This is a genomic window from Blastococcus sp. SYSU DS0753 (genome assembly GCF_054051175.1).
This window is the reverse complement of the sequence record NZ_JBJHAT010000002.1, coordinates 33,260-53,620: the sequence shown is the minus strand read 5'-3', so window position 1 is coordinate 53,620 and position 20,361 is coordinate 33,260. Positions and strand designations below refer to the sequence as shown.

Below are 20,361 nucleotides of genomic sequence, written 5' to 3'. Positions count from 1 at the left end.
AGGCAATCCTTAGTTGATCACCGCGCCGCCGTGGCGCGCCCGGAAGGACATCATGACCCGCGCATCCCACCTGGCCGCCGCCTCCGCGGCCGCCCTGCTCACCGTCGGGCTCAGCGCCTGCTCCTCGTCGGAGGCGGGGGAGACCACCGGGTCCGCGGAGGAGTTCGCGCCGATCACCATCGAGCACGCCCTCGGCACCACGAGGATCACCGAGAAGCCCGAGCGGGTGGCCACCGTCCAGTGGGCCAACCACGAGGTGCCGCTGGCCCTCGGCGTCGTCCCGGTCGGGATGGCGGCCGCCAACTTCGGTGACGACGACGGCGACGGCCTGCTGCCCTGGGTTGAGGAGAAGCTCACCGAGCTCGGCGCCGAGACCCCGGTGCTGTTCGACGAGACCGACGGCATCGACTTCGAGGCCGTCGCCGACACGAACCCCGACGTCATCCTCGCCGGCTACTCGGGCCTCACGCAGGAGGACTACGAGACCCTCAGCGAGATCGCGCCGGTCGTCGCCTACCCCGAGGCGGCCTGGGCGACGCCGTGGCAGGAGATGATCGAGATCAACGCCGCCGGCATGGGCATGGCCGCCGACGGCGAGGAGCTCGTCGCCGACCTCGAGCAGCAGATCGCCGACGCCGCCGCCGAGCACCCCGGGCTGGCGGGCACGGCGACGATGTTCATGACCCACGTGGACACCACCGACCTCAGCGAGGTCAGCTTCTACACCCCGCACGACACCCGGGCGGCCTTCTTCGAGGACCTCGGGCTGAGCACCCCCGAGAGCATCGCCGCGGCCTCCACCGACCCGGAGCAGTTCTCCGGCTCGATCAGCGCCGAGCGGATCGACACCCTCGACGACGTCGAGCTGATCGTCACCTACGGCGACCAGGCGCTGGTCGACGCGCTCGAGGCCGACCCGCTGCTGTCGCAGATGCCCGCCGTGCGCAACAACGCCATCGTGCTGCTGCCCAACACCCCGCTGGGCACCGCGGCCAACCCGACGCCGCTGGCCATCTCCTGGGTGCTGGAGGACTACGTCGCGATGCTCGCCGAGGCAGCTGACAAGGCGCAGTGATCCCGGTCGACACCGTCCCGGCCCCGGACGCCGCCCTCGCGCGGCGCCCGGGGCCGGTCCGGCTGCTCTGGCTCCTGGTGGTCATCGGCGTCCTCGTGGCGCTGATGGCCGCCTCCGTCGCGATCGGCTCCCGCGGCGTCGGGTGGGCCGACATCCTCGCCGCCCTCGGCGGCTCCTCCGAGACCATCGCCGAGGCCGCCGTCACGAAGCGGATCCCGCGCACCCTCCTCGCCGTCGTCGTCGGCGCGGCGCTCGGGCTGGCCGGCGCGGTCATGCAGGGCGTCACCCGCAACCCGCTCGCCGACCCCGGCGTCCTGGGCATCAACATGGGCGCCTCGCTCGCCGTCGTCGTCGGGTTCGCCTGGTTCGGCCTCTTCTCCGAGACCGCGATCGTCTGGACGGCGATCGCCGGCGCCGCCGTCGCGGCCGTCTTCGTCTACGCCGTCGGCTCCCTCGGCCGCGGCGGGCCCACGCCGCTGAAGCTGGCCCTGGCCGGCGCGGCGACCGCGGCCGCGCTCACCTCGTTCGTCACCGCGATCGCCCTGCCGCGCGGCGACATCGCCGAGAGCGTCCAGTCCTGGGAGATCGGCGGCGTCGGCGGCGCCACCTTCGACCGGATCGGCACCGTGCTGCCGTTCCTCGTCGTCGGTCTGGCGATCAGCCTGCTCTCGGCCCGCAGTCTCAACTCCCTCGCGCTGGGCGACGACCTCGCCGCCGGCCTCGGCGAGCGCGTCGCGCTCGCCCGGGGCGTGGCCGCGCTCGGCTCGGTGCTGCTCTGCGGCGCCGCCACCGCCGTCGCCGGGCCGATCGCGTTCGTGGGGCTCGTCGTCCCGCACCTGTGCCGGCTGCTGGTCGGCATCGACCACCGGTGGCTGCTGCCGTTCTCCGCCCTCACCGGGGCGGCCCTGCTCACCGCTGCCGACGTGGTCGGCCGCGTCGTCGCCCGCCCCGGCGAGCTCGACGTCGGCATCCTGACCGCGCTGATCGGCGCCCCGTTCTTCATCTGGATCGTCCGCCGGCAGAAGGTGCGCGAGCTGTGACCGCCGTCGTCGCGCCGGCCACCGTCGACGCCGTCGCCCGCGGCCGGGTCCGCCGCGCCGCCCGCCGGCGCACCGTCATCGCGGTGCTCGCCGTGCTGGTGGTCGTCGGGTTCGCCATCACGCTGATGGTCGGGCGCACCTTCTACCCGCCGGGTGACGTGCTCCGGGTCGTGCTCGGCCAGGACGTGCCGGGCGCCTCGTTCACCGTCGGCCGGCTGCGGCTGCCCCGCGCCGTCCTCGCCGTCGTCGCGGGGCTCGCCTTCGGCCTGGCCGGGGTCACCTTCCAGACGATGCTGCGCAACCCGCTGGCCAGCCCCGACGTCATCGGCATCACCTCCGGCGCCAGCGCCGCGGCCGCCTTTGCCATCGTGGTCCTCGGCTGGAGCGGCACCGCCGTCTCGGTCACCGCCATCGTCGCCGCCCTCGGCGTGGCGCTGGCGATCTACGGGTTGGCGTTCAAGGACGGCGTCGTCGGCACCCGGCTGATCCTGATCGGGATCGGGGTCGCCGCCATGTCGCGCAGCCTCACCGCCTGGGTGCTGTCCGAGGCCGGGGCCTGGGACTTCGCCGAGGCGCTGCGCTGGCTCACCGGCAGCCTCAACGGCACGACCTGGGCGGCGACCGTCCCCGCCCTGATCGCGCTCCTGGTGCTCGGCCCGCTGCTGCTGACGTGCACCCGCCAGCTCTCGGCGCTGCAACTCGGCGACGACACCGCCTCCGCACTGGGTGTCCGGGTCGACCGCACCCGCGTCGTCGTGATCGTCGCCGCGGTCGGCCTGCTGGCCTTCGCCACCGCCGCGTGCGGCCCGATCGCCTTCGTGTCGTTCCTCGCCGGTCCGATCGCCGCCCGCATCGTGGGGCCGCACGGCTCGCTGCTCGTCCCCGCCGCGCTGGTAGGGGCGCTGCTCGTGCTCGTCGCCGACCTCGTCGGCCAGTTCGCCCTGGGCACCCGCTTCCCGGTCGGCGTCGTAACCGGGGTGCTGGGCGCGCCCTACCTCATCTACCTGATCGTCCGCACCAACCGCACGGGAGGCGGCCTGTGACCCGCGACCGGAGGCTCGTCGCCGAGGGGCTGACCCTCGGCTACACCGACGACGCCGTGATCGACGCGCTGGACCTGGCGATCCCGCCCGGCCGGATCACCGCCATCGTCGGCGCGAACGCGTGCGGGAAGTCCACGCTGCTGCGCTCGATGTCGCGGCTGCTCAGCCCGCGCGGCGGGCAGGTGCTGCTCGACGGCAAGGCGGTGCACCGGATGCCGGCCAAGGAGCTGGCCCGCATCCTCGGCCTGCTCCCTCAGTCGCCGATCGCCCCCGAGGGCATCACGGTGGCCGACCTGGTGGGCCGCGGGCGGCACCCGCACCAGCGGCTGCTGTCCCGCTGGAGCCGGGAGGACGACGAGGCCGTCGCCGCGGCGCTGGAGGCCACCCAGACCGTCGAACTCGCCGACCGGCCGGTGGACGAGCTGTCCGGCGGCCAGCGGCAGCGGGCGTGGATCGCCATGGCGCTCGCGCAGCGCACCGACGTGCTGCTGCTCGACGAACCGACGACGTTCCTGGACGTGAGCCACCAGGTCGACGTCCTCGACCTGCTCACCGACCTCAACCGGGCCCGCGGCACGACGATCGTCATGGTGCTCCACGACCTCAACCTCGCGGCGCGCTACGCCGACCACCTGGTCGCCCTGGCCGGAGGGCGGGTGCACGCGGCCGGGACCGCGGAGGAGGTGCTCACCCCGGAGACGGTGCAGGCGGTGTTCGGGATGGCCAGCCTGATCGTGACCGACCCGGTGTCCGGGAAGCCGCTGATGCTGCCCCGCGGCCGGCACCACGACCTCGCGGGCGCCGAGGTGCTGGCCGCTCAGCGGTAGCCGCTGCGGCGGTCCTGCCCCGGGGGCGGGGCCACCCGGCCCCGGTGCCACGCTGACCGGGTGCCTCCCGTCCGCAGCTCCGGCGTCCTCCTGTACCGCCGCACCGGCGAGGCGGTCGAGGTGCTGCTCGGCCACATGGGCGGACCGTTCTGGGCGCGGAAGGACGACGGCGCCTGGTCGATCCCCAAGGGCGAGCACGACCCGGCCGAGGACGCCGAGGCCGCGGCGCGCCGGGAGTTCGCCGAGGAGCTGGGCTGCCGGGTGCCCGCGGCGGTGCTGCACCCGCTCGGCGAGGTGCGCGGCCGCAAGCTGCTCGCCGTCTGGGCCGGCGAGGGCGACCTCGACGCCGGGGCGATCACCAGCAACACCTTCGAGCTCGAGTGGCCGCCGCGGTCGGGCCGGGTGCAGGAGTTCCCGGAGATCGACCGCGCCGCCTGGTTCGACCTCGCCACCGCGCGGGTGAGGATCGTCCGCGGCCAGCTGCCCTTCCTGGACCGGCTGGACGCGCACCTCACCGGCTGACCGGCGGTGGGTCAGCCGGTGCCCTCGGCGGCGATCAGCTCGGTGACCTCCTGCGGGGGTGTCGAGCAGTCATCGGCCGAGGGCTCCTGGTCCGAGGCCAGCCCCTCGATGCCGACGTCCTCGACCGGCTGGAAGCCGAGCCGCTCGAGGTGCGCGGGCACCCGGTTCTGGGCGTTCACCACGTGCGAGCGGGAGAGCCAGCCCAGGCCGTCGTCCACCTGGAAGTCCATGCCGCCGCCGGGTGCCCGCTGCACGTGCCCGGGGGAGGGGAGCAGGCCGACCAGCTGCACCGCCTCCGCGGCGGTCAGCTCCGCCGGCGGGGAGTCGAAGTAGTACCAGCCGGCGGCGCAGACGCCGTAGATCGTCGGCCCGAACTGGGCGTAGTTGACGTACAGCTCGAGCATCCGGCGGTCGTCGACGAACGCGGCCAGCTCGACGGCCAGGAGGGCCTCGACCCCCTTGCGCCAGGCGCTGAGCTCCTGGTTGAGGAACAGGTTCTTGGCCATCTGCTGCGGGATCGTGGAACCCGAGGGGTCGTCCTCTCCGGAGAGGTGGGCCGTCGCCCGGCTCCACAGCGCGTCCCACTCGAAGGCGCCCGAGCGGTAGGGGAGCTGCGCGTCCTCGTGCGCGATGACCGCGGCGAGGAAGTTCCGGGAGACGTGCTCGACCGGCACCGACTGCTGGATCGCGCCGTCGGGGTTGGCCACCATGAAGGCCGTCGTGGGCGGGTCCACCCAGCGCAGCGAGAGCACCACCAGCGCCTGGACGACGCCGACCACGGCCAGCACGCGGACGACGCGACGGACCAGCCCCCGGCGACGCCGCGGAGGGCGGTCCCGGCGACCCCGGCGGCCGCGCGGCGGCGGGAGCGGACGCTCGGGCGCGGGCGGGAAGGGGCCCTCCGGCCGGGCCGTCGGGTAGGCACGCCGCGGCTCCTCCCCGGGCCACGGGCGCGGCGGCGGCCCGTACTGCGGCGGTCCGTACGGCGGCTGCCCGTAGGGAGGCTGCCCGTACGGCGGCTGCCCGTAGGGAGGCTGCTCGTAGGGAGGCTGTCCGTACGGACGCTGCTCGTACCGCGGCGGGCCACCGGCCGGCGGCGGAGCGCCGTACCAGTCGTTGCCCACCGGCGGTGGACGGTCGAACCGGGGACGCCGGGCGGGCTCCGGCTGCGGCAGCGGCTCGGTGGGCCGGCGGCGGAGCCAGCGGGTGGTGCGGCGGTCCGGCGGGACGGGGGCCATGAGGCGGTGCTCCTCAGGTCGGCGTCGAACCGTCATCCTAGGGAGGTTTCCTGTGAGCCCCGTCGACGTCCGGCGTCCCGAGCCCCCGGAGCGACCGGACGGGCGAGTCGGTGCGAGGCGGGTCACCCCTGGCGGGGCCTCAAGGTCGGGCGCGGAACGGCCGACGTTCTCCAGGTGAGCCGGTCAGGAGCGCCCGAGGTGGCGACGCTGCGCGTCATGGCGCAGACGCTGGCCATCTTCTACGGCTTCGGCGGCGCCGCCGGGTTGCTCATCGCATCCGGGGCCCAGCCGGGTGCCCTCCGCTCGGTCCTGCTCGCGCTCTCGCTCACCGCGCTGGCAGCGGCGGTCGTCGTCGCCCGGTGGGGCGCCCGGTGGCCGCGCAGGGTCTTCGACGTGGCGGTGGGTGCCGCGGACGTCCTCATCGCCACGGCCGTCGTGGCCAGCCCCGACCCGGTCACCGCGCTGGCCGCCGCCACGCTCATCAGCTTCGTCGTCGTCGACGCGCACCTGTTCTTCACCGGGCGCCAGGCGTGGGCGCACCAGGCTCTCGCGGTAGCCGCCGTCACCGCGTCCCTGCAGGTCTCCGGTGGCGTGCCGCTCACCACCGCGCTGGGCCTGGACGTCGTGCTCGTCGGCCTCGGCGTCGTCATCCGGCGGCTGGTCATCCGCGCCTCGGGCGCCAGCCGCGACCCCCTGACCGGTCTGCGCAACCGGCGCGGCTTCGACGAAGCGCTCGACGAGCTGCTGTCGGAGGCCGGCCGCACCCGCGAGCCGCTGTCGGCGGCGCTGCTCGACGTCGACCACTTCAAGTCGGTCAACGACACCTACGGCCACGAGGCCGGTGACCGCGTGCTGTGCCGGGTCGCCGACGTCTGGCGGGCGCAGCTGCCGGCCGGGGCGGTGCTCGCCCGGCACGGGGGCGACGAGTTCTCGCTGCTGCTGCCCGGCGTCCGCGCCACGACGGCGCTCGCCCTCGTGCGGCGCATCTGCGCGTTGCACCCCGACATCTCCCTCTCCTGCGGGGTGGCCGGCTACTCGTTCGGCGAGAGCGCCTCCCAGCTGATGCGCAGTGCCGACCGCGCCCTCTACGACGCGAAGGTCCTCGGCCGCGGCCGGGCCGAGCTCTTCGAGGGCACCGGTCCGGCGGTCGACGGCGCGATCCGACGGGGCACGCCGCGGGCCTGGTGAGCCCCGGCACGGCGTCCTGGCTCACCTGCGGTGGTCCTGGCTCACTGTCGACGCTGAGCCAGGACCCCTAACGATCAGGTCACCTGATCAACATCGGGCTCACGGCAGGCCGGCGTGCGGGACGGCGACCTCCGTCGACACCAGCACCGCCTCGCGCACCGGTGCCCGCGTGTGCTCGTAGAAGTCCGGTGCGCAGCACAGCAGCAGCGTGCGGCCGTCGTCCCCACCCAGCGCGCAGGCGTAGACGCCCATGCCGTCCGGTGCGGCGATCTCCTCGACGATCGCGCCGCCGGCCGCCACCCGGACCACCCGGGAGTTCAGCCCGTCGGCGACCCAGACGTGCCCCTCGGCGTCGAGCGTGCACCCGTCGGGGGCGACCACCACCTGCCCGATGAGCTCCTCGACCGAGTCGCCCACCGGCATCGGGCCGAGCTCCGCCCACACCCGGCGGCCGCCCAGCGAGCCGTCGGCGGCGATGTCGAACGCCGTGAAGCGGTTGCCCCACGTCTCGCCGACGACCAGCGTGCCGCCGTCCGGGGTGATCACCGAGCCGTTCGGGAAGCGCAGGTCCTCGGCCACCACGGTCACCGTGCCGTCGGGGTCGACCCGCTTCACCGACGCCGGGGCGGGCGCGCCACCGCCCATGAGGTCGAAGCCGAAGTCGCCGACGAACGCCCGGCCGGCGGCGTCGACCACCATGTCGTTGAGGTGCCCGCCGCAGACCGCGGAGAGGTCGGCGTGCGTGGACACCTCGCCGTCGGCGACCCGGAGCAGCCGGTGGTCCTTCATCGACACCACGAGCAACGAGCCGTCGGGCAGCCAGCCCAGGCCCGAGGGCTGGTTCTCCACCTCGAGGACGACGTTCTCCCCGCCGCCGGGCGAGACCCGGCTGACGGTGCGCCGGTAAAAGTCCGAGACCCACCACTGCCCGTCGCGCCACCGCGGCCCCTCGAAGTAGGAACCGCCCTCCAGCACCGTCCGGAACTCTCGCGTCGCCATGGCACCGGACGCTACGACGCCGCGGCGCGGCGCACGAGCCGGTCCCGCGCTGTTTCACCGCTCCCCACCTGGGCAGATGCGAAGAATGCGTCGACGGAGAGTGCGCCGGTGATTGTGCGGGGGGTGTTCGAGCGGACCCTGCGGGCGGTCGAGCGCTGGGAGGTCCTCGACGCCCCCAGCTACCCGGTCGAGCACGGCATCTCGCTGACCTTCCTGCTCGCCGGGCGCTATGCCCGGCCGCTGCAGGACCTGCTGCACGGTGTCTGGCTCGGCCACCCGCTGCACCCCGCCCTGGTCACCGTGCCGATCGGGTCGTGGACGGCGGCCCTGGCCCTCGACGCCTTGGACGCCACGGGCCGCGGCGGGCCGGGCTCCGGGGCGGCGGCCCGCACCGCGGTGCGGGTCGGCGTCGCCGGCGCGGTGGCCGCGGCGGCCACCGGGCTGACCGACTGGCAGCACGCCCACGACCAGGCCCGCCGCGTCGGGCTGGTGCACGCCGGGCTGAACAGTGCCGCGCTCGCGCTCTACACCTGGTCGCTGGCCGATCGGGCCCGCGGCCGGGCCGCCCGCGCGCGCGTCACCGCCGCCGCGGGCTACGCGGTCACCGTCGCCAGCGGCTGGCTCGGTGGCGCGCTCTCCTACCGGCACGGGATGGGTACCGACCACGCCGTCCGCAGCTACGAACCGCGGCGCTTCACCGACGCCGCCGCCCTGGCCGACCTGCCCGAGGGCGAGCCGGTGCCGGTGGACGTCGACGGCATGCCCGTCGTCCTCGTCGCCACCGGCGGTGCCGTGCAGGCCGTCGGTGGCCGCTGCCCCCACCAGGGCGGGCCGCTCGGGGAGGGCTGGCTGCACCGCGGCGACCTGGTCTGCCCCTGGCACGGGTCGCGGTTCGACCTGGCCACCGGTGAGCCGGCCCAGGGCCCCTCCACCGCACCGCTGCCCTGCTTCGACACGCGGGTCCGCGAGGGCCGGGTCGAGGTGCGCCGCCGGGCCGACTGGCGCACGCCCACCGCGATCACCACCGTCCAGGAGGCATCCCGATGAAGGCCGACGAGGTTCTGACCGCCCACCACGACGTGCTGCGCGGGCTGCTGCGCGACCTGGCGGAGACGACCGGCGAGGAGACCGAGCGGCGGGAGGAGCTGCGCGGCCGGCTGCTGCGGGAGCTGGAGATCCACACCCAGATCGAGGACGAGCTGTTCTACCCGGCCGTCGTCGACGTCTCGCCGCTGCTCTCCCTCGCGCACGCCGAGCACCGGCAGATCGACGACCAGCTGGCCACCGTGATGCGCACGGCACCCGACGACCCGGAGTTCACCACCGAGGTGCGCATGCTGGAGAAGACGCTGCGCCACCACACGATGGAGGAGGAGCAGCGGATGTTCCCCCAGGCGCACGCCCTGGGCGAGGAGCGGCTCGAGCAGCTCGGTGAGCAATTGCGCGCACGGCAGCGGGAGCTGGTGGAGTCCGGCGGCATGCGGCTGATCGTGCGGCTCAAGCGGGCGACGCTGCGCCTGGTGTGAACGCCCCGGTGCCCCGGCCGCATCGGCCGGGGCACCGGGGAGAGCGCCGGATCAGACGACGCGACGCGCGGTGTTGTAGCCCCACATCGAGTCCACCGGCACGACCGCCACCGGGTTGCCGTAGGTGGAGGAGTGCACCATCAGCCCGTCGCCGATGTACATGCCGACGTGACCGACCGGGTCGTAGAAGAAGATCAGGTCGCCGGGCTGCAGGTGGGCCCGGTCCACGAAGACCCCCGCCGTCGACTGCGCCCGCGAGGTCCGGGGGATCTCCACGCCCGCGGCCTGGTAGGCCGACCAGGTCAGGCCCGAGCAGTCGTAGCCGCCGGGGCCGGTACCGCCCCAGACGTAGGGCTTGCCCTGCTGCGCCAGGGCCGTGTCGACGGCGACCTGCGCGGCGTGGGTGGGCGCCACGACGGGCGTGGTGACGACGGTCGTCGTACCGCCGCCACCCCCGTCACCGGTGGAGGCGGTGGCGGCGAACGGGGTGAGAGCGATGCCCGCTCCGGTGAAGAGGGCGAGCGCCGCGCCGCGGACGGAGCGGCGGGTGGTGGACGTGCGCGTGGTCGTCATGGACGACGGTTCTCCTGTTCTCCATCGACCGCCTACCGGGTTAGCTGACGGGTTCGGGCGGGGAACTCGCCCGGCTTGACCGGCTCGCGGCCACGCTTCACCCCAGTGCTGCGGTGGGTCCCCGGTCCGGGCGGCGGTCGGATCCGACGCCCGGTTCGGCGGTGCCGGACGGGTGTCACCGGGAGCGGTGACGACGGGATCCCGTCCGGACCGCGACGACGCTAGGTCGGGATCCGTCCACCTACCCACCGGCCGACACGCGGGGGACCGGCCCGCGAGCGGCGTGTCGACCACGGGGGCGGGCCCGGGCGACTCGCGCGTCGACCACCGTGGACGCGCGGACGACGGCGCGAGGCGCGGCCTCGCCGGTCACCGATCGTCAGCGCACGCTTACTTCCTCCGTCGCGGCGGGTCCGCACGCTGTGCGCTCCGCCGTGTCCGCCGCGTACAGGGCTGATCCGGAGCCTCCCGGGGCGCCGTCGATGGAGTGACTACACCTAGCAACGACGCACAGGGAGCGGGAGAACCGGACGTCGACGGTTCACTTCCCGGTGGCAGACGCCTGGCAGTTTCCCGGACGTTCCACGGGGGATCTCGAGGCAAGGGGAGCAGGATGAAGGCAGGGAGGGCGGCCGTGGGAGCGGCCGCGGCGCTGGCGCTGGTGGCGGTGTCCCCGGCGACGGCACTGGCGGACGGCGGCGAGGACGACATCGTCACCGTGGCGGCGGGGCTGGACGGACCGCGTCAGCTCAGCGAGTTCAAGGGCCACCAGCTCGTGGTGGCCGAGGCCGACTCCGGCGAGGTGTCCTCGGTGGACCTGCGCGACGGGCGGGTCCGGACGCTGCTCAGCGGCCTGGGCAACGCGCAGGGTGTCGACTACAAGTACGGCGGCCTCTTCGTCGCGGTGGGCGAAGCCCCGCCGGCGGAGGAGGGGGCTCCCCCCGTGCCGCCCGGCACACCCAGCCAGGTGGTCGTCGAGGCCAAGCCGGACGGCCAGATCCTGCGCACGTGGGACCTCCTCCAGTACGAGCTGGACCACAACCCCGACGGCCAGCAGCAGTTCATGGAGGTCGACGGCGAGCAGGTGCCGATCGAGACGCTGTCCAACCCGTTCGCGGTGCTCGCCCAGCCCAACCGGCTGCTGGTCAGCGACGCCGGCGCCAACGCCGTCCTCTCCATCGACCTGCGCAGCGGGAAGATCAGCACGTTCTTCGTGCCGCCGACGGTCACCGACACCCCCGAGTGCGCGGAGGCCGAGAACAACCCCGGCACCGTGGGGTGCGACTCGGTCCCGACCGAGATCGCCGAGGGCCCGAACGGCCTCATCTACGTCGGCACGCTGGGCGCCGAGGCGCCCGGTGCGGCGCGGGTCTACGTGCTGGACCGGCACGGCGAGGTCGTCGACGTGATCGGTGGACTGACGGGGGTCACCGGCGTCGCCGTCGACCCGCACGGCACCGTCTACGCGTCCAACGTCCTCGAGGGCTTCCCCGAGGGCCCGCCGGCGGAGGACTTCGACCCCTCCACGATCGGTGAGGTCACCCGCATCTCGCCCTCCGGCGAGCGGGCCACCGCGCAGGTGACCATGCCGACCGGGCTGGAGTGGACGCACGGGCACCTGTACGCCTCGGCGTGGAGCGTGGCCGGCTTCCTGGGCATGCCCGGCGCCGGTGAGGTGCAGCGCACCGGCTCGGGTGCGTTCACGGGCCTGCAGCCCTGATCGATCCTGCGAGGACGGCGGTGCCGCGACCGGGCCTTCCGGCCGCGGCACCGTCGTCTGCGGGGTGACCACCGCCACAGGCCGGTCGGCGGGGCGTGCGAGCATCGCCGGGTGGCCCGCCTGCTGATCGCCAACCGTGGCGAGATCGCCGTCCGCATCGCCCGCGCCGCCGCCGCCGAGGGGCTGACGTCGGTCGCCGTCGCCGCCGCCGACGAGCCGCACGCCCCGCACCTCGCCGCCGCGGACGAGGTCCACCTCCTCCCCGGCAGCGGTCCGGCGGCCTACCTCGACGCCGCCGCGGTCGTGCAGGCCGCCGTGGACACCGGCTGCGCGCTGATCCACCCCGGTTACGGCTTCCTCTCCGAGAGCCCGGCGCTGCCCCGGGCGTGCGGCGTCAGCGGCGAGGCGCCGGCGGTGGTGGGCCCCGGCGCCTCCGTCCTGGAGACGCTCGGTGACAAGGTGCTCGCCCGCGCGGCCGCCGAGGCCGCCGGCGTGCCGGTTCCGCACGGCACCGGCGACGCCGCCACCTCGCAGGAGGTCGCCGACCTGCTCGACGCGACCGGCGCGGTGATGCTCAAGGCGCGGTTCGGCGGGGGCGGGCGGGCCACCCGCGTCCTGCGCCGGGGCGACGACGTCGCGGCCGCGGTCGCCGCGCTGGCCGGCGAGGCCCGCGTCGCGTTCGGCACCGAGGCGCTGCTGGCCGAGGAGCTGGTCGAGGACGCCCGGCACGTCGAGGTGCAGCTGCTCGGTGACGCCGGCGCGGACGTGGTCGTCCTCGGTGACCGCGACTGCTCGCTGCAGCGCAATCGGCAGAAGGTCGTCGAGATCGCCCCCGCACCGGACCTGCCGGATGCCGTCCGCGGCCGGCTGCACGACGCGGCGGCGGCGCTCGCCCGGCACGTCGGGCTGCGCGGGCTGGCCACCGTCGAGTTCCTCGTGCCCGCCGGGGCGCCCGAGCGGTTCGCCTTCCTGGAGTGCAATCCGCGGCTGCAGGTGGAGCACACGGTCACCGAGGAGACGCTGGGCCTGGACCTGGTGCGCATGCAGCTGCGGGTTGCCGCCGGCGCGACTCTCGCCGACCTGGGGCTGGCCGACGGTGCGCCCCGTCCGGTCGGCACCGCCGTCCAGGCCCGCGTCCTCGCCGAGACCCTCACCGCCGACGGCGCCGTCGTCCCTTCCGCCGGCACCATCACCGCCCTCGCGCTCCCCGGCGGCCCGGGCGTGCGGGTGGACACCGCCGCCCGCCCCGGCGCCGAGCAGAGCCCGCGCTACGACCCGCTGCTGGCCAAGGTGGTGGTGCACGAGCGGCAGGGCGCGCTCGCCGACGCGCTGCGCCACCTGCACCGGGCGCTCGGCGAGGTGCAGGTCGCCGGCGTCCCGACCAACACCGAATTCCTCCGCGCCCTGCTCGCGCACCCGGACGCCGCACGCGCCACCACCACCTTCGTCGACGACCACCTCGCCGAGCTGGCCGGCAGCGCCGCGCCCGCGCCCGCGCCCGAGGCGGGGGAGGGGCTGCGCGCGCCGGTCCCCGGCACCGTCGTCGCGGTCGCGGCGGCCGAGGGCAGCACGGTCGAGCCCGGGGGAGCGGTCGTCGTCCTCGAGGCGATGAAGATGGAGCACGTCGTCGCGCTGCCGGCCGGCGGCACCGTGCGCCGGATCGCGGTGCGGGTCGGCGACACCGTGCGGCAGGGGCAGCTGCTCGCCGACGTGCAGCACGCCGACGGCGACGCCGCGGCCGACGCGGCGGCGATCGACCTCGACGCCGACCGCCCCGACCTCGCCGAGGTGCGCCGCCGCCACGAGCTGGGGCTCGACGAGCACCGCCCCGAGGTCGTCGCCAAGCGGCACGCGCTGGGCCGGCGCACGGCGCGGGAGAACCTGGCCGACCTCGTCGACGAGGGCAGCTTCCTGGAGTACGGGCCGCTGGTCTTCGCCGCGCAGGAGCGCCGCCGCAGCCGCGAGGAGCTGCAGCGGAAGACGCCCGCCGACGGCGTCGTCGGCGGCCTCGCCGACATCGCCGGCCACCCGGCGGTCGTCGTCTCCTACGACTACACGGTGCTCGCCGGCACCCAGGGCATGCGCGGGCACCTGAAGAAGGACCGGCTGTTCGAGCTGGCGGAGAAGCGGCGGCTGCCGGTCGTCCTCTTCGCCGAGGGTGGCGGTGGGCGGCCCGGCGACGTCGACCACCCGGTCGTCTCCGCGCTCGACACGGCGGCCTTCGCCCTGTTCGGCCGGCTGTCGGGGCTGGTGCCCACCGTCGGCATCGCCAGCGGCCGCTGCTTCGCCGGCAACGCCGCGCTGCTCGGCACCTGCGACGTCGTCATCGCCACCGAGGACGCGAACATCGGCATGGGCGGACCGGCGATGATCGAGGGCGGCGGGCTCGGCGTGGTCGCACCGGAGGAGATCGGGCCGATCGACGTCCAGCACGCCAACGGGGTCGTCGACATCCGGGTGTCCGACGACGCCGCCGCCGTCGCCGCGGCCCGGCAGTACCTGTCGTACTTCCAGGGGCCGGTGGCCGGGTGGACCGCCCCCGACCAGCGGCTGCTGCGCCACCTCGTGCCCGAGAACCGCAAGCGGGTCTACGACATGCGCGCGGTGCTGGGGGCGCTGGCCGACGAGGGGTCGGTGCTCGAGCTCCGCGACGGCTGGGGCGCCGGCATGATCACCGCTCTGGCGCGGGTCGAGGGTGCGCCGCTCGGCGTCCTCGCCAACGTGCCCACGCATCTCGGCGGGGCCATCGACGCCGACGCCGCCGACAAGGCCGCCCGCTTCCTCCAGCTCTGCGACGCGCACGGCCTGCCGGTGCTCTCGCTCTGCGACACCCCGGGCTTCATGGTCGGGCCGGAGTCGGAGAAGACGGCGACGGTGCGCCACTTCTCCCGGCTGTTCGTCACCGGCGCCACCCTGTCGGTGCCGGTCGGCAGCGTCGTCGTCCGCAAGGCCTACGGGCTGGGCGCGCAGGCGATGGCCGGGGGCAGCACCAAGGTGCCGCGGTTCACCGTCGGCTGGCCGACCAGCGAGTTCGGGCCGATGGGCTTGGAGGGCGCGGTGCGCCTCGGCATGCGCCGGGAGCTCGCCGCGATCGAGGACGACGCCGAGCGGGCGGCGGCGTTCGACGCCGCCGTCGCCGCCGCCTACGAGAAGGGCCGCGGCCTCAACGTCGCCGCGCACTGGGAGATCGACGACGTCATCGACCCCGTCGACACCCGCCGCTGGATCGCCACGCTGACCCGCGAGGCGGCGGCCACCCCCCGGCCGCCGGGCAAGGTGCGCCCGCACGTCGACACCTGGTGACCGACCGGGTGAGACTTGCCGCCCGGTGGTTGGCGGGGGCCGCCGCGGGGCAGGGATGGTCCTGATCAGCCGGCCGGCCGGCGAGCCGGTGCGACGACGAGGAGGCAGACATGGGAATGATGCGGAAGCTCATCGCGTCCGGGGTGGCGGCGAAGGTGTTCCAGGAGGCCAAGAAGCCGCAGAACCAGGCGAAGATCAAGAAGTTCATCGCGGACTTCCAGAACAAGAGCGGTGGCGGCGGCGGCGGCAAGGGTCGCGGCGCCACCCGCTGACCCCCGCACCGTGCGGAACCACGGAGCGACCCCCGGTCCCGAGGCAGCCGCCTCGCGGCCGGGGGTCGCTCCCGTTCCCGGGTCCGCCTCCCGGGCCCCGGTGAAGACCCGCGAGGAGCGCTGGCAGGAGCGGCTCGCCGTGCCGGTCCTGGTGGCCGCGCTGGCCTCGATCCCGGCCATGTTCCTCACCGTCGCCGAGGGCACGCTGGGCACCGCCGGGCACGCGATCGACGCCGTCAGCGGGCTGGTGCTGGTCGCCGAGACGGTGATCCTGCTCGTCGTCGCCGAGAACAAGCGTGCCTGGCTGCGCGGGCACGTGGGGCTGGTCGCCCTCACCGTCGCGGTGGTCGTCGCCGTCGTCTTCGCGCTCGGCCCGGTCCAGATCCTGCGGCTGGTGCGCACGGTCGGCGCCCTGCGCATCCTGCGCGCCGGACGCATCGTCAAGGCCGCCCGCAGCGTGAGCGACCGCATGGGGTTCACCGGCCGGCTCGCCCACGTCGCCGCCGCCGGGACCGGGGTGCTGGTCGCCGTCTTCGTCGGGGTGGTCCTCGCCGACCCCACGTCCCGCTCCCGCGACCTGCTCACCGCCGTGCTCGGCGAGATCAGCACCCCGGTGATCGTGGCGCTGTCCGCCGCCGCCGGGATCATCCTCGGCGTGGCCACCTACCTGCTCGCCCGCGACCCGGGCGCCGGGCCCGACGCGGAGGCCGACCCGCCCGGGGCCGCGTGATCCGATCGCCTTCCGGGGGTTCCCGTGCCGGCGCAGTGGGCATCCACCGGGGCATGGGAATCATGAGCAAGATCGCCAAGGGTGGCATGGCCAAGAAGGTCATGGACGAGGCCAGGAAGCCGCAGAACCAGCAGAAGATCAAGGACGCCGTCTCGAACTTCAGGAACAAGGGCAAGGGCACCGGCTCCGGCGGCACGACCGCGCGCTGACCGGGGCGGCGTCGACCGGCCGGGTACGAGGAGGGCCGAGATGACCGAGGGATCGATGACCGGCCGCCCCTACGGCGGCGCGAACGACCCGTCGAACGAGGCGGGGCTGCCGGGGGAGACCCCGGAGGAGGGCCAGGTCGGCGCCGCACGGGAGCAGTCGCCCCGGGCGGCCGAGGGAGGCATGTCCGGGGACGTGACCCGGACGCCGAGCGGCCAGGACGGCGACAAACCGGGCGGCATCGCCGACGCGACCGGCCCGCAGGGCTGAGCGTCCGGTAGACCTTGCGGTCGTGCACCGCATCGCCGTCCTGGACGACTACCAGTCCGTCGCAGCCGAGTTCTGCGACTGGTCCCGGCTGCCCGAACCGGCCGAGGTGGTGACGTTCGCCGACGCCGTCGCCGACCCGGATGCGCTGGTCGCCCGGCTGCGCGGCGTCGACGTCGTCGTCGCCATGCGGGAGCGCACGCGCTTCGGACGCGACGTGCTCGAACGGCTGCCCGACCTGCGGTTGCTCGTCACCACCGGCATGCGGAACAAGTCGATCGACGTCGCGGCCGCCGCCGAGCTCGGCATCACCGTCTGCGGCACCGCGGCGTCGGGCACCGCCACCGCCGAGCTCACCTGGGCGCTGATCCTCGCCACCGTGCGGCACGTGCCGCAGGAGGACGCCGCCATGCGCGCCGGTGGCTGGCAGACCACGATCGGCACCGACCTGCACGGCGCCCGGCTCGGCGTCATCGGGCTGGGGCGGATCGGCGCGCAGGTGGCCCGCATCGGCGCTGCCTTCGGCATGGACGTCGTCGCGTGGAGCCAGCACCTCACCGAGGAGCGGGCCGCCGAGGTCGGCGCCCGGCTGGTGGGGAAGGACGAGCTCTTCGCGACCGCGGACGTCGTCACGGTGCACCTGCTGCTCTCCAAGCGGACCCGCGGCCTCATCGGCGCCGACGACCTGGCGCTGATGAAGCACACCGCCGTCCTGGTCAACACCAGCCGCGGCCCGATCGTGGACGAGGCCGCGCTGGTCGACGTGCTCCGCCGCGGCGCGATCGCCGGCGCGGGCCTGGACGTCTACGACGCCGAACCGCTGCCACGGGAGCACCCGCTGCGCGAGCTGCGCCGCGCGGTGCTGACCCCGCACCTGGGCTACGTCACCCGGGGCACCTACGAGGTCTTCTACGGGGAGGCCGTCGAGGACGTCGCAGCCTGGATGGCCGGCCGGCCGATCCGGGTGATCGAGCCCGCGTAGTCGGCACAATGGCCCCGTGCCGCAGACCGGACCGGGTGATCCCGGGCTGACGACGGCCGAGCTGCGGCTGGTCGCCCGGTACGCCGTCGAGTGCGCCGAGGAGGCGCTCCCGCTGTTCGAGCGGGCGCACCCCGACGACCACCGGCCGCGCGCGGCGGTCGACGCGGCGTGGGCCTTCGTCCGGGGCGCGGGCCGGTCGACGCTGCAACGGGTCACCTCGCTGGACGCGCACCGCGCCGCGAAGGCTGCCGCGACCGGGCCTGCGAAGCACGCGGCGCACGCCGCCGGTGACGCCGCCGCGGCCGCCTACCTCCACCCGCCCGGCGCCGTGCTCGGCTGGGCGTCGAGCGCCGCCCGGGCGTCCCAGGTCGGGCACATCCTGCGCGCTGCCGCGCATGCTGCCCGCGCAGCCGAGCTCGCGGCCGGCGGGGAGCCCGGCGTCGGGGACCGGCACCTCGGGCGGGCCCGGCTGCGCGCGACCCCGGACCTCGCGGACGTGGTCCGGCGCTATCCGCGCCCACCCGCAGGCACCGATCGGGTGGGGCAGCTGCTGCACGTGCTGGACGCATCGCTGCGGGAGCCCTGAGCCGCGCGCCGCGGGCACCGCCCACCCGGTGGAGCGACGCGCGCTCACCGCCCTCCGGGAAGCCATCCGGGCAGCCATCCGGGCACCCCGACGACCGCCATGGTCAGCAGGAGCGTGCCGAGGACCAGCAGGGTCGTCGCCGCCGCGAGGAGCAGGCGGGCCGCCGGCCGCTGGGCGGCCACCCACCCGGTCCACCGGATGACGTGCCGACGGGTGACCGCCAGCAGCCGCTCGGCCCAGGTGAACTCCGACGCGAGCACGGCCAGCCCGGCCAGCACGGTCAGCCAGCCCGGGCCCGGCAGCGGGACGGTCACCAGGCCGACCAGGACGATCACGGTCCCGACGAACCCGACGCCCGCCCGGTACGCCTGCTCGAGCGGCCGCGAGGCCGCCAGCCGACGTCGCCACGCCGTCCGCTGACGCGGGCCGAACCGGCCGGGGCCGGCGCGATCCACGCCGGCCCCGGTCCCGACCCCGACTCCGACGCCCACGCCCGTCACCCGGCGTCCCGCCGCAGCAGCGACCAGCCACCGGCCGCCAGGGCCGCCACCGCCCACCCGCCCAGCAGCGCCGCCGCGTGGCCGGCCGTCAGGTCCGGCTCCCCGAGCAGGGTCCAGACGGCGCCCGACCCCGGGAGCCACTCGCCGACCTCGGCCGCCCACGCCCCGAAGGCCGGGAGCAGCAGCGGCAGCACCAGCTGCAGCAGGAACACGGTCGCCAGCGCACCCGCCGTCGACCGCAGCAGGAAGCCGACGCCGGCGGTGAGCACGCCGCCGGCCACGAGCACCGCCGCGACCCGCCCCAGGCTGTCGGTCAGGCCACCGGAGGACAGCACGAGGTCGGGCGCGACCAGCTTCGCGAGGAGGTCGGCGATGAGGGCGAGCAGCACCCCCGCCACGGTCACCACGGCCACCGGCACGGTGACCCGAGCGGCGAGCAGCACACCCCGGCGCGGCGTCCACTGCAGCGTCGGCGCGATCGCCCCGCTGCCGTACTCGGAGGTGACCGCGAGCAGCACCAGCACCAGCAGCGCGAACTGCCCGACCAGCGTGCCGAACTCGCCGGCGACCGTCGCCGCCACCGTCGTCCCCGAGGCGTTCGACATCTCCGCCTCGTCGACGGCGGCCATGGTCCCGATGCCGACGGTCGCCACCGCAGCCGCCAGCAGGCACCACCACGTCGCGCGCACCGTGCGCAGCCGCAGCCACTCGGCGCCCGCCGCCCGCGCGAGCACCGTCGCACTGCCGGGCTGCGCCGCCCGCAGGGTCGCGGCGGTCATGCCCGCACCTGCCCGGCCGGCTCGGGGGCCGCCGCCACCCGGTACTGGACGCTGTCCCCGGTGAGGTCGAGGTAGATCTCCTCGAGGGAGTGCTGCTGCTCGGCCAGCCGGTGCACGGCCACGCCGGTCTCGAGCGCCACGTCGCCCACGGTCTCGGCGGAGGCGCCCTCGACCAGCAGGTCGCCGTCGCCGGTGGGGTGCACCCGCAGCCCCCGGCGCAGGAGGGCGCCGGCCAGGTCGTCGGCCGACGGCGTCCGCACCACGACCTTCCGGCCGGCGTGCTGGCCGCGCATCACCTCGGTGATCGGGGCGTCGGCGATGAGCCGCCCGCGGCCGATGATGACCAGGTGGTCGGCGGTCTGCTCCATCTCGCTCATCAGGTGGCTGGACAGCAGCACCGTGCGGCCCTCGTCGGCCAGGTCGCGCACCAGCCGGCGGATCCACCGGACGCCGTCGAGGTCGAGGCCGTTCATCGGCTCGTCGAACAGCAGGACGGCGGGGTCGCCGAGCAGCGCGCTGGCGATGCCCAGCCGCTGCCGCATGCCCAGCGAGTAGCCCTTCACCCGTCGCCGGGCGGCGGATCCCAGCCCGACCTGGTCGATGACCTCGTCGACCCGCCGCACCGGGATGCCGTGCGTGCGGGCGGCGACCCGCAGGTGGTCGCGGCCGCTGCGCCCCGGGTGCATCGCCTGCGCGTCGAGCAGCGCACCGGCGGCCCGCAGCGGCTCGCCGAGGCGGGGGAACGGCCGGCCGGCCACCAGCGCCTGGCCGGAGGTGGGCCGGTCGAGCCCGAGCACCATGCGCATCGTGGTGGACTTGCCCGCGCCGTTCGGACCGAGGAAGCCGGTCACCTTGCCGGGCCGGACGTCGAAGGTCAGGTGGTCGACGGCGCGGACGGCGCCGTACTGCTTGGTCAGCTCGCGGACCTGGATCATGCGGAGCTCGCAGGGATGAGGGGATCGGTCATGGCTGGAAGCGTTCCGG

At 75.3% G+C, this 20,361-nt stretch carries 22 protein-coding genes and 1 riboswitch; of the genes, 16 read left to right on the top strand and 6 right to left on the bottom strand.

The window, feature by feature from the left end; translation table 11 throughout:
* Positions 1 to 52: 52 nt before the first annotated feature.
* From ACI799_RS02235 to ACI799_RS02215, 5 genes are read left to right on the top strand one after another with little or no spacing between them, the layout of a single operon-like run.
* Complete coding sequence (locus tag ACI799_RS02235; protein WP_456612311.1) at positions 53 to 1,075, top strand: iron-siderophore ABC transporter substrate-binding protein; 1,023 nt, start codon at positions 53 to 55, stop codon at positions 1,073 to 1,075.
* On the top strand, positions 1,072 to 2,115 hold the full coding sequence (locus ACI799_RS02230; RefSeq protein WP_456612310.1) for a FecCD family ABC transporter permease: 1,044 nt from the start codon (positions 1,072 to 1,074) through the stop codon (positions 2,113 to 2,115). The genes ACI799_RS02235 and ACI799_RS02230 overlap by 4 nt, the downstream gene beginning before the upstream one ends.
* On the top strand, positions 2,112 to 3,158 hold the full coding sequence (locus ACI799_RS02225) for a FecCD family ABC transporter permease (RefSeq protein ID WP_456612309.1): 1,047 nt from the start codon (positions 2,112 to 2,114) through the stop codon (positions 3,156 to 3,158). Before ACI799_RS02230 ends, ACI799_RS02225 begins: the two co-directional genes overlap by 4 nt.
* Positions 3,155 to 3,985, top strand: a complete 831-nt coding sequence (locus tag ACI799_RS02220) for an ABC transporter ATP-binding protein (protein ID WP_456612308.1) — start codon at positions 3,155 to 3,157, stop codon at positions 3,983 to 3,985. The genes ACI799_RS02225 and ACI799_RS02220 overlap by 4 nt, the downstream gene beginning before the upstream one ends.
* Before the next feature lie 60 nt (positions 3,986 to 4,045).
* Positions 4,046 to 4,507 (top strand): NUDIX domain-containing protein, encoded by a 462-nt coding sequence (locus tag ACI799_RS02215; protein ID WP_456612307.1) that lies wholly within the window; start codon positions 4,046 to 4,048, stop codon positions 4,505 to 4,507.
* 11 nt (positions 4,508 to 4,518) lie between these two features.
* On the opposite strand, the gene ACI799_RS02210 is transcribed toward ACI799_RS02215, so the two are convergent.
* On the bottom strand, positions 4,519 to 5,745 hold the full coding sequence (locus tag ACI799_RS02210; protein WP_456612306.1) for a transglycosylase domain-containing protein: 1,227 nt from the start codon (positions 5,743 to 5,745) through the stop codon (positions 4,519 to 4,521).
* Positions 5,746 to 5,919: 174 nt separating this feature from the next.
* On the opposite strand from ACI799_RS02210, the gene ACI799_RS02205 reads away from it, so the two are divergent.
* Positions 5,920 to 6,933, top strand: coding sequence for a diguanylate cyclase domain-containing protein (locus tag ACI799_RS02205; RefSeq protein ID WP_456612305.1), 1,014 nt, complete (start codon positions 5,920 to 5,922; stop codon positions 6,931 to 6,933).
* Positions 6,934 to 7,032: 99 nt separating this feature from the next.
* On the opposite strand, the gene ACI799_RS02200 is transcribed toward ACI799_RS02205, so the two are convergent.
* On the bottom strand, positions 7,033 to 7,932 hold the full coding sequence (locus ACI799_RS02200) for an SMP-30/gluconolactonase/LRE family protein (protein ID WP_456588537.1): 900 nt from the start codon (positions 7,930 to 7,932) through the stop codon (positions 7,033 to 7,035).
* Positions 7,933 to 8,040: 108 nt separating this feature from the next.
* Here ACI799_RS02200 and ACI799_RS02195 point away from each other — a divergent pair, with 108 nt between their 5' ends.
* Positions 8,041 to 8,979, top strand: a complete 939-nt coding sequence (locus ACI799_RS02195; RefSeq protein WP_456612304.1) for a Rieske 2Fe-2S domain-containing protein — start codon at positions 8,041 to 8,043, stop codon at positions 8,977 to 8,979.
* On the top strand, positions 8,976 to 9,458 hold the full coding sequence (locus ACI799_RS02190) for a hemerythrin domain-containing protein (RefSeq protein WP_456588539.1): 483 nt from the start codon (positions 8,976 to 8,978) through the stop codon (positions 9,456 to 9,458). The genes ACI799_RS02195 and ACI799_RS02190 overlap by 4 nt, the downstream gene beginning before the upstream one ends.
* A 51-nt stretch (positions 9,459 to 9,509) precedes the next feature.
* On the opposite strand, the gene ACI799_RS02185 is transcribed toward ACI799_RS02190, so the two are convergent.
* The gene (locus ACI799_RS02185; RefSeq protein WP_456612303.1) at positions 9,510 to 10,031 is read right to left on the bottom strand and encodes a C40 family peptidase; all 522 of its coding nucleotides are present in this window, start codon (positions 10,029 to 10,031) and stop codon (positions 9,510 to 9,512) included.
* Positions 10,032 to 10,045: 14 nt separating this feature from the next.
* Positions 10,046 to 10,202: riboswitch (cyclic di-AMP (ydaO/yuaA leader) on the bottom strand.
* 463 nt (positions 10,203 to 10,665) lie between these two features.
* On the opposite strand from ACI799_RS02185, the gene ACI799_RS02180 reads away from it, so the two are divergent.
* From ACI799_RS02180 to ACI799_RS02145, 8 genes are all read left to right on the top strand, one after another.
* Entirely contained in the window at positions 10,666 to 11,751 is a 1,086-nt protein-coding gene (locus ACI799_RS02180; protein WP_456612302.1) for a ScyD/ScyE family protein, read from the top strand.
* Positions 11,752 to 11,862: 111 nt separating this feature from the next.
* Positions 11,863 to 15,054: a carboxyl transferase domain-containing protein gene (locus ACI799_RS02175; protein ID WP_456612301.1), complete on the top strand. Its 3,192-nt coding sequence runs from the start codon at positions 11,863 to 11,865 to the stop codon at positions 15,052 to 15,054.
* Between the two features lie 110 nt (positions 15,055 to 15,164).
* Positions 15,165 to 15,326, top strand: coding sequence for a hypothetical protein (locus ACI799_RS02170; protein ID WP_456588543.1), 162 nt, complete (start codon positions 15,165 to 15,167; stop codon positions 15,324 to 15,326).
* A gap of 100 nt (positions 15,327 to 15,426) precedes the next feature.
* The gene (locus tag ACI799_RS02165; protein ID WP_456588544.1) at positions 15,427 to 16,056 is read left to right on the top strand and encodes a hypothetical protein; all 630 of its coding nucleotides are present in this window, start codon (positions 15,427 to 15,429) and stop codon (positions 16,054 to 16,056) included.
* Between the two features lie 53 nt (positions 16,057 to 16,109).
* Positions 16,110 to 16,265: a hypothetical protein gene (locus ACI799_RS02160; protein ID WP_456588545.1), complete on the top strand. Its 156-nt coding sequence runs from the start codon at positions 16,110 to 16,112 to the stop codon at positions 16,263 to 16,265.
* Positions 16,266 to 16,305: 40 nt separating this feature from the next.
* Positions 16,306 to 16,533 carry a hypothetical protein gene (locus ACI799_RS02155; RefSeq protein WP_456588546.1) on the top strand — a complete coding sequence of 76 codons (228 nt, stop codon included), beginning with the start codon at positions 16,306 to 16,308 and terminating at the stop codon, positions 16,531 to 16,533.
* A gap of 22 nt (positions 16,534 to 16,555) precedes the next feature.
* Positions 16,556 to 17,512: a D-2-hydroxyacid dehydrogenase family protein gene (locus ACI799_RS02150; protein ID WP_456588547.1), complete on the top strand. Its 957-nt coding sequence runs from the start codon at positions 16,556 to 16,558 to the stop codon at positions 17,510 to 17,512.
* A gap of 16 nt (positions 17,513 to 17,528) precedes the next feature.
* A complete protein-coding gene (locus ACI799_RS02145; RefSeq protein ID WP_456598628.1) occupies positions 17,529 to 18,098 on the top strand; it encodes a putative immunity protein in 570 nt (189 codons plus the stop codon).
* A gap of 44 nt (positions 18,099 to 18,142) precedes the next feature.
* Here the strand turns inward: ACI799_RS02145 and ACI799_RS02140 are convergent, their stop codons facing one another.
* The 3 genes from ACI799_RS02140 to ACI799_RS02130 are packed head-to-tail and all read right to left on the bottom strand — an operon-like array spanning position 18,143 to position 20,312.
* Positions 18,143 to 18,589 carry a TIGR02611 family protein gene (locus tag ACI799_RS02140; RefSeq protein WP_456612300.1) on the bottom strand — a complete coding sequence of 149 codons (447 nt, stop codon included), beginning with the start codon at positions 18,587 to 18,589 and terminating at the stop codon, positions 18,143 to 18,145.
* A gap of 5 nt (positions 18,590 to 18,594) precedes the next feature.
* Positions 18,595 to 19,377, bottom strand: coding sequence for a hypothetical protein (locus ACI799_RS02135; RefSeq protein WP_456612299.1), 783 nt, complete (start codon positions 19,375 to 19,377; stop codon positions 18,595 to 18,597).
* Entirely contained in the window at positions 19,374 to 20,312 is a 939-nt protein-coding gene (locus tag ACI799_RS02130; protein WP_456612298.1) for an ABC transporter ATP-binding protein, read from the bottom strand. The genes ACI799_RS02135 and ACI799_RS02130 overlap by 4 nt, the downstream gene beginning before the upstream one ends.
* Positions 20,313 to 20,361 lie beyond the last annotated feature (49 nt).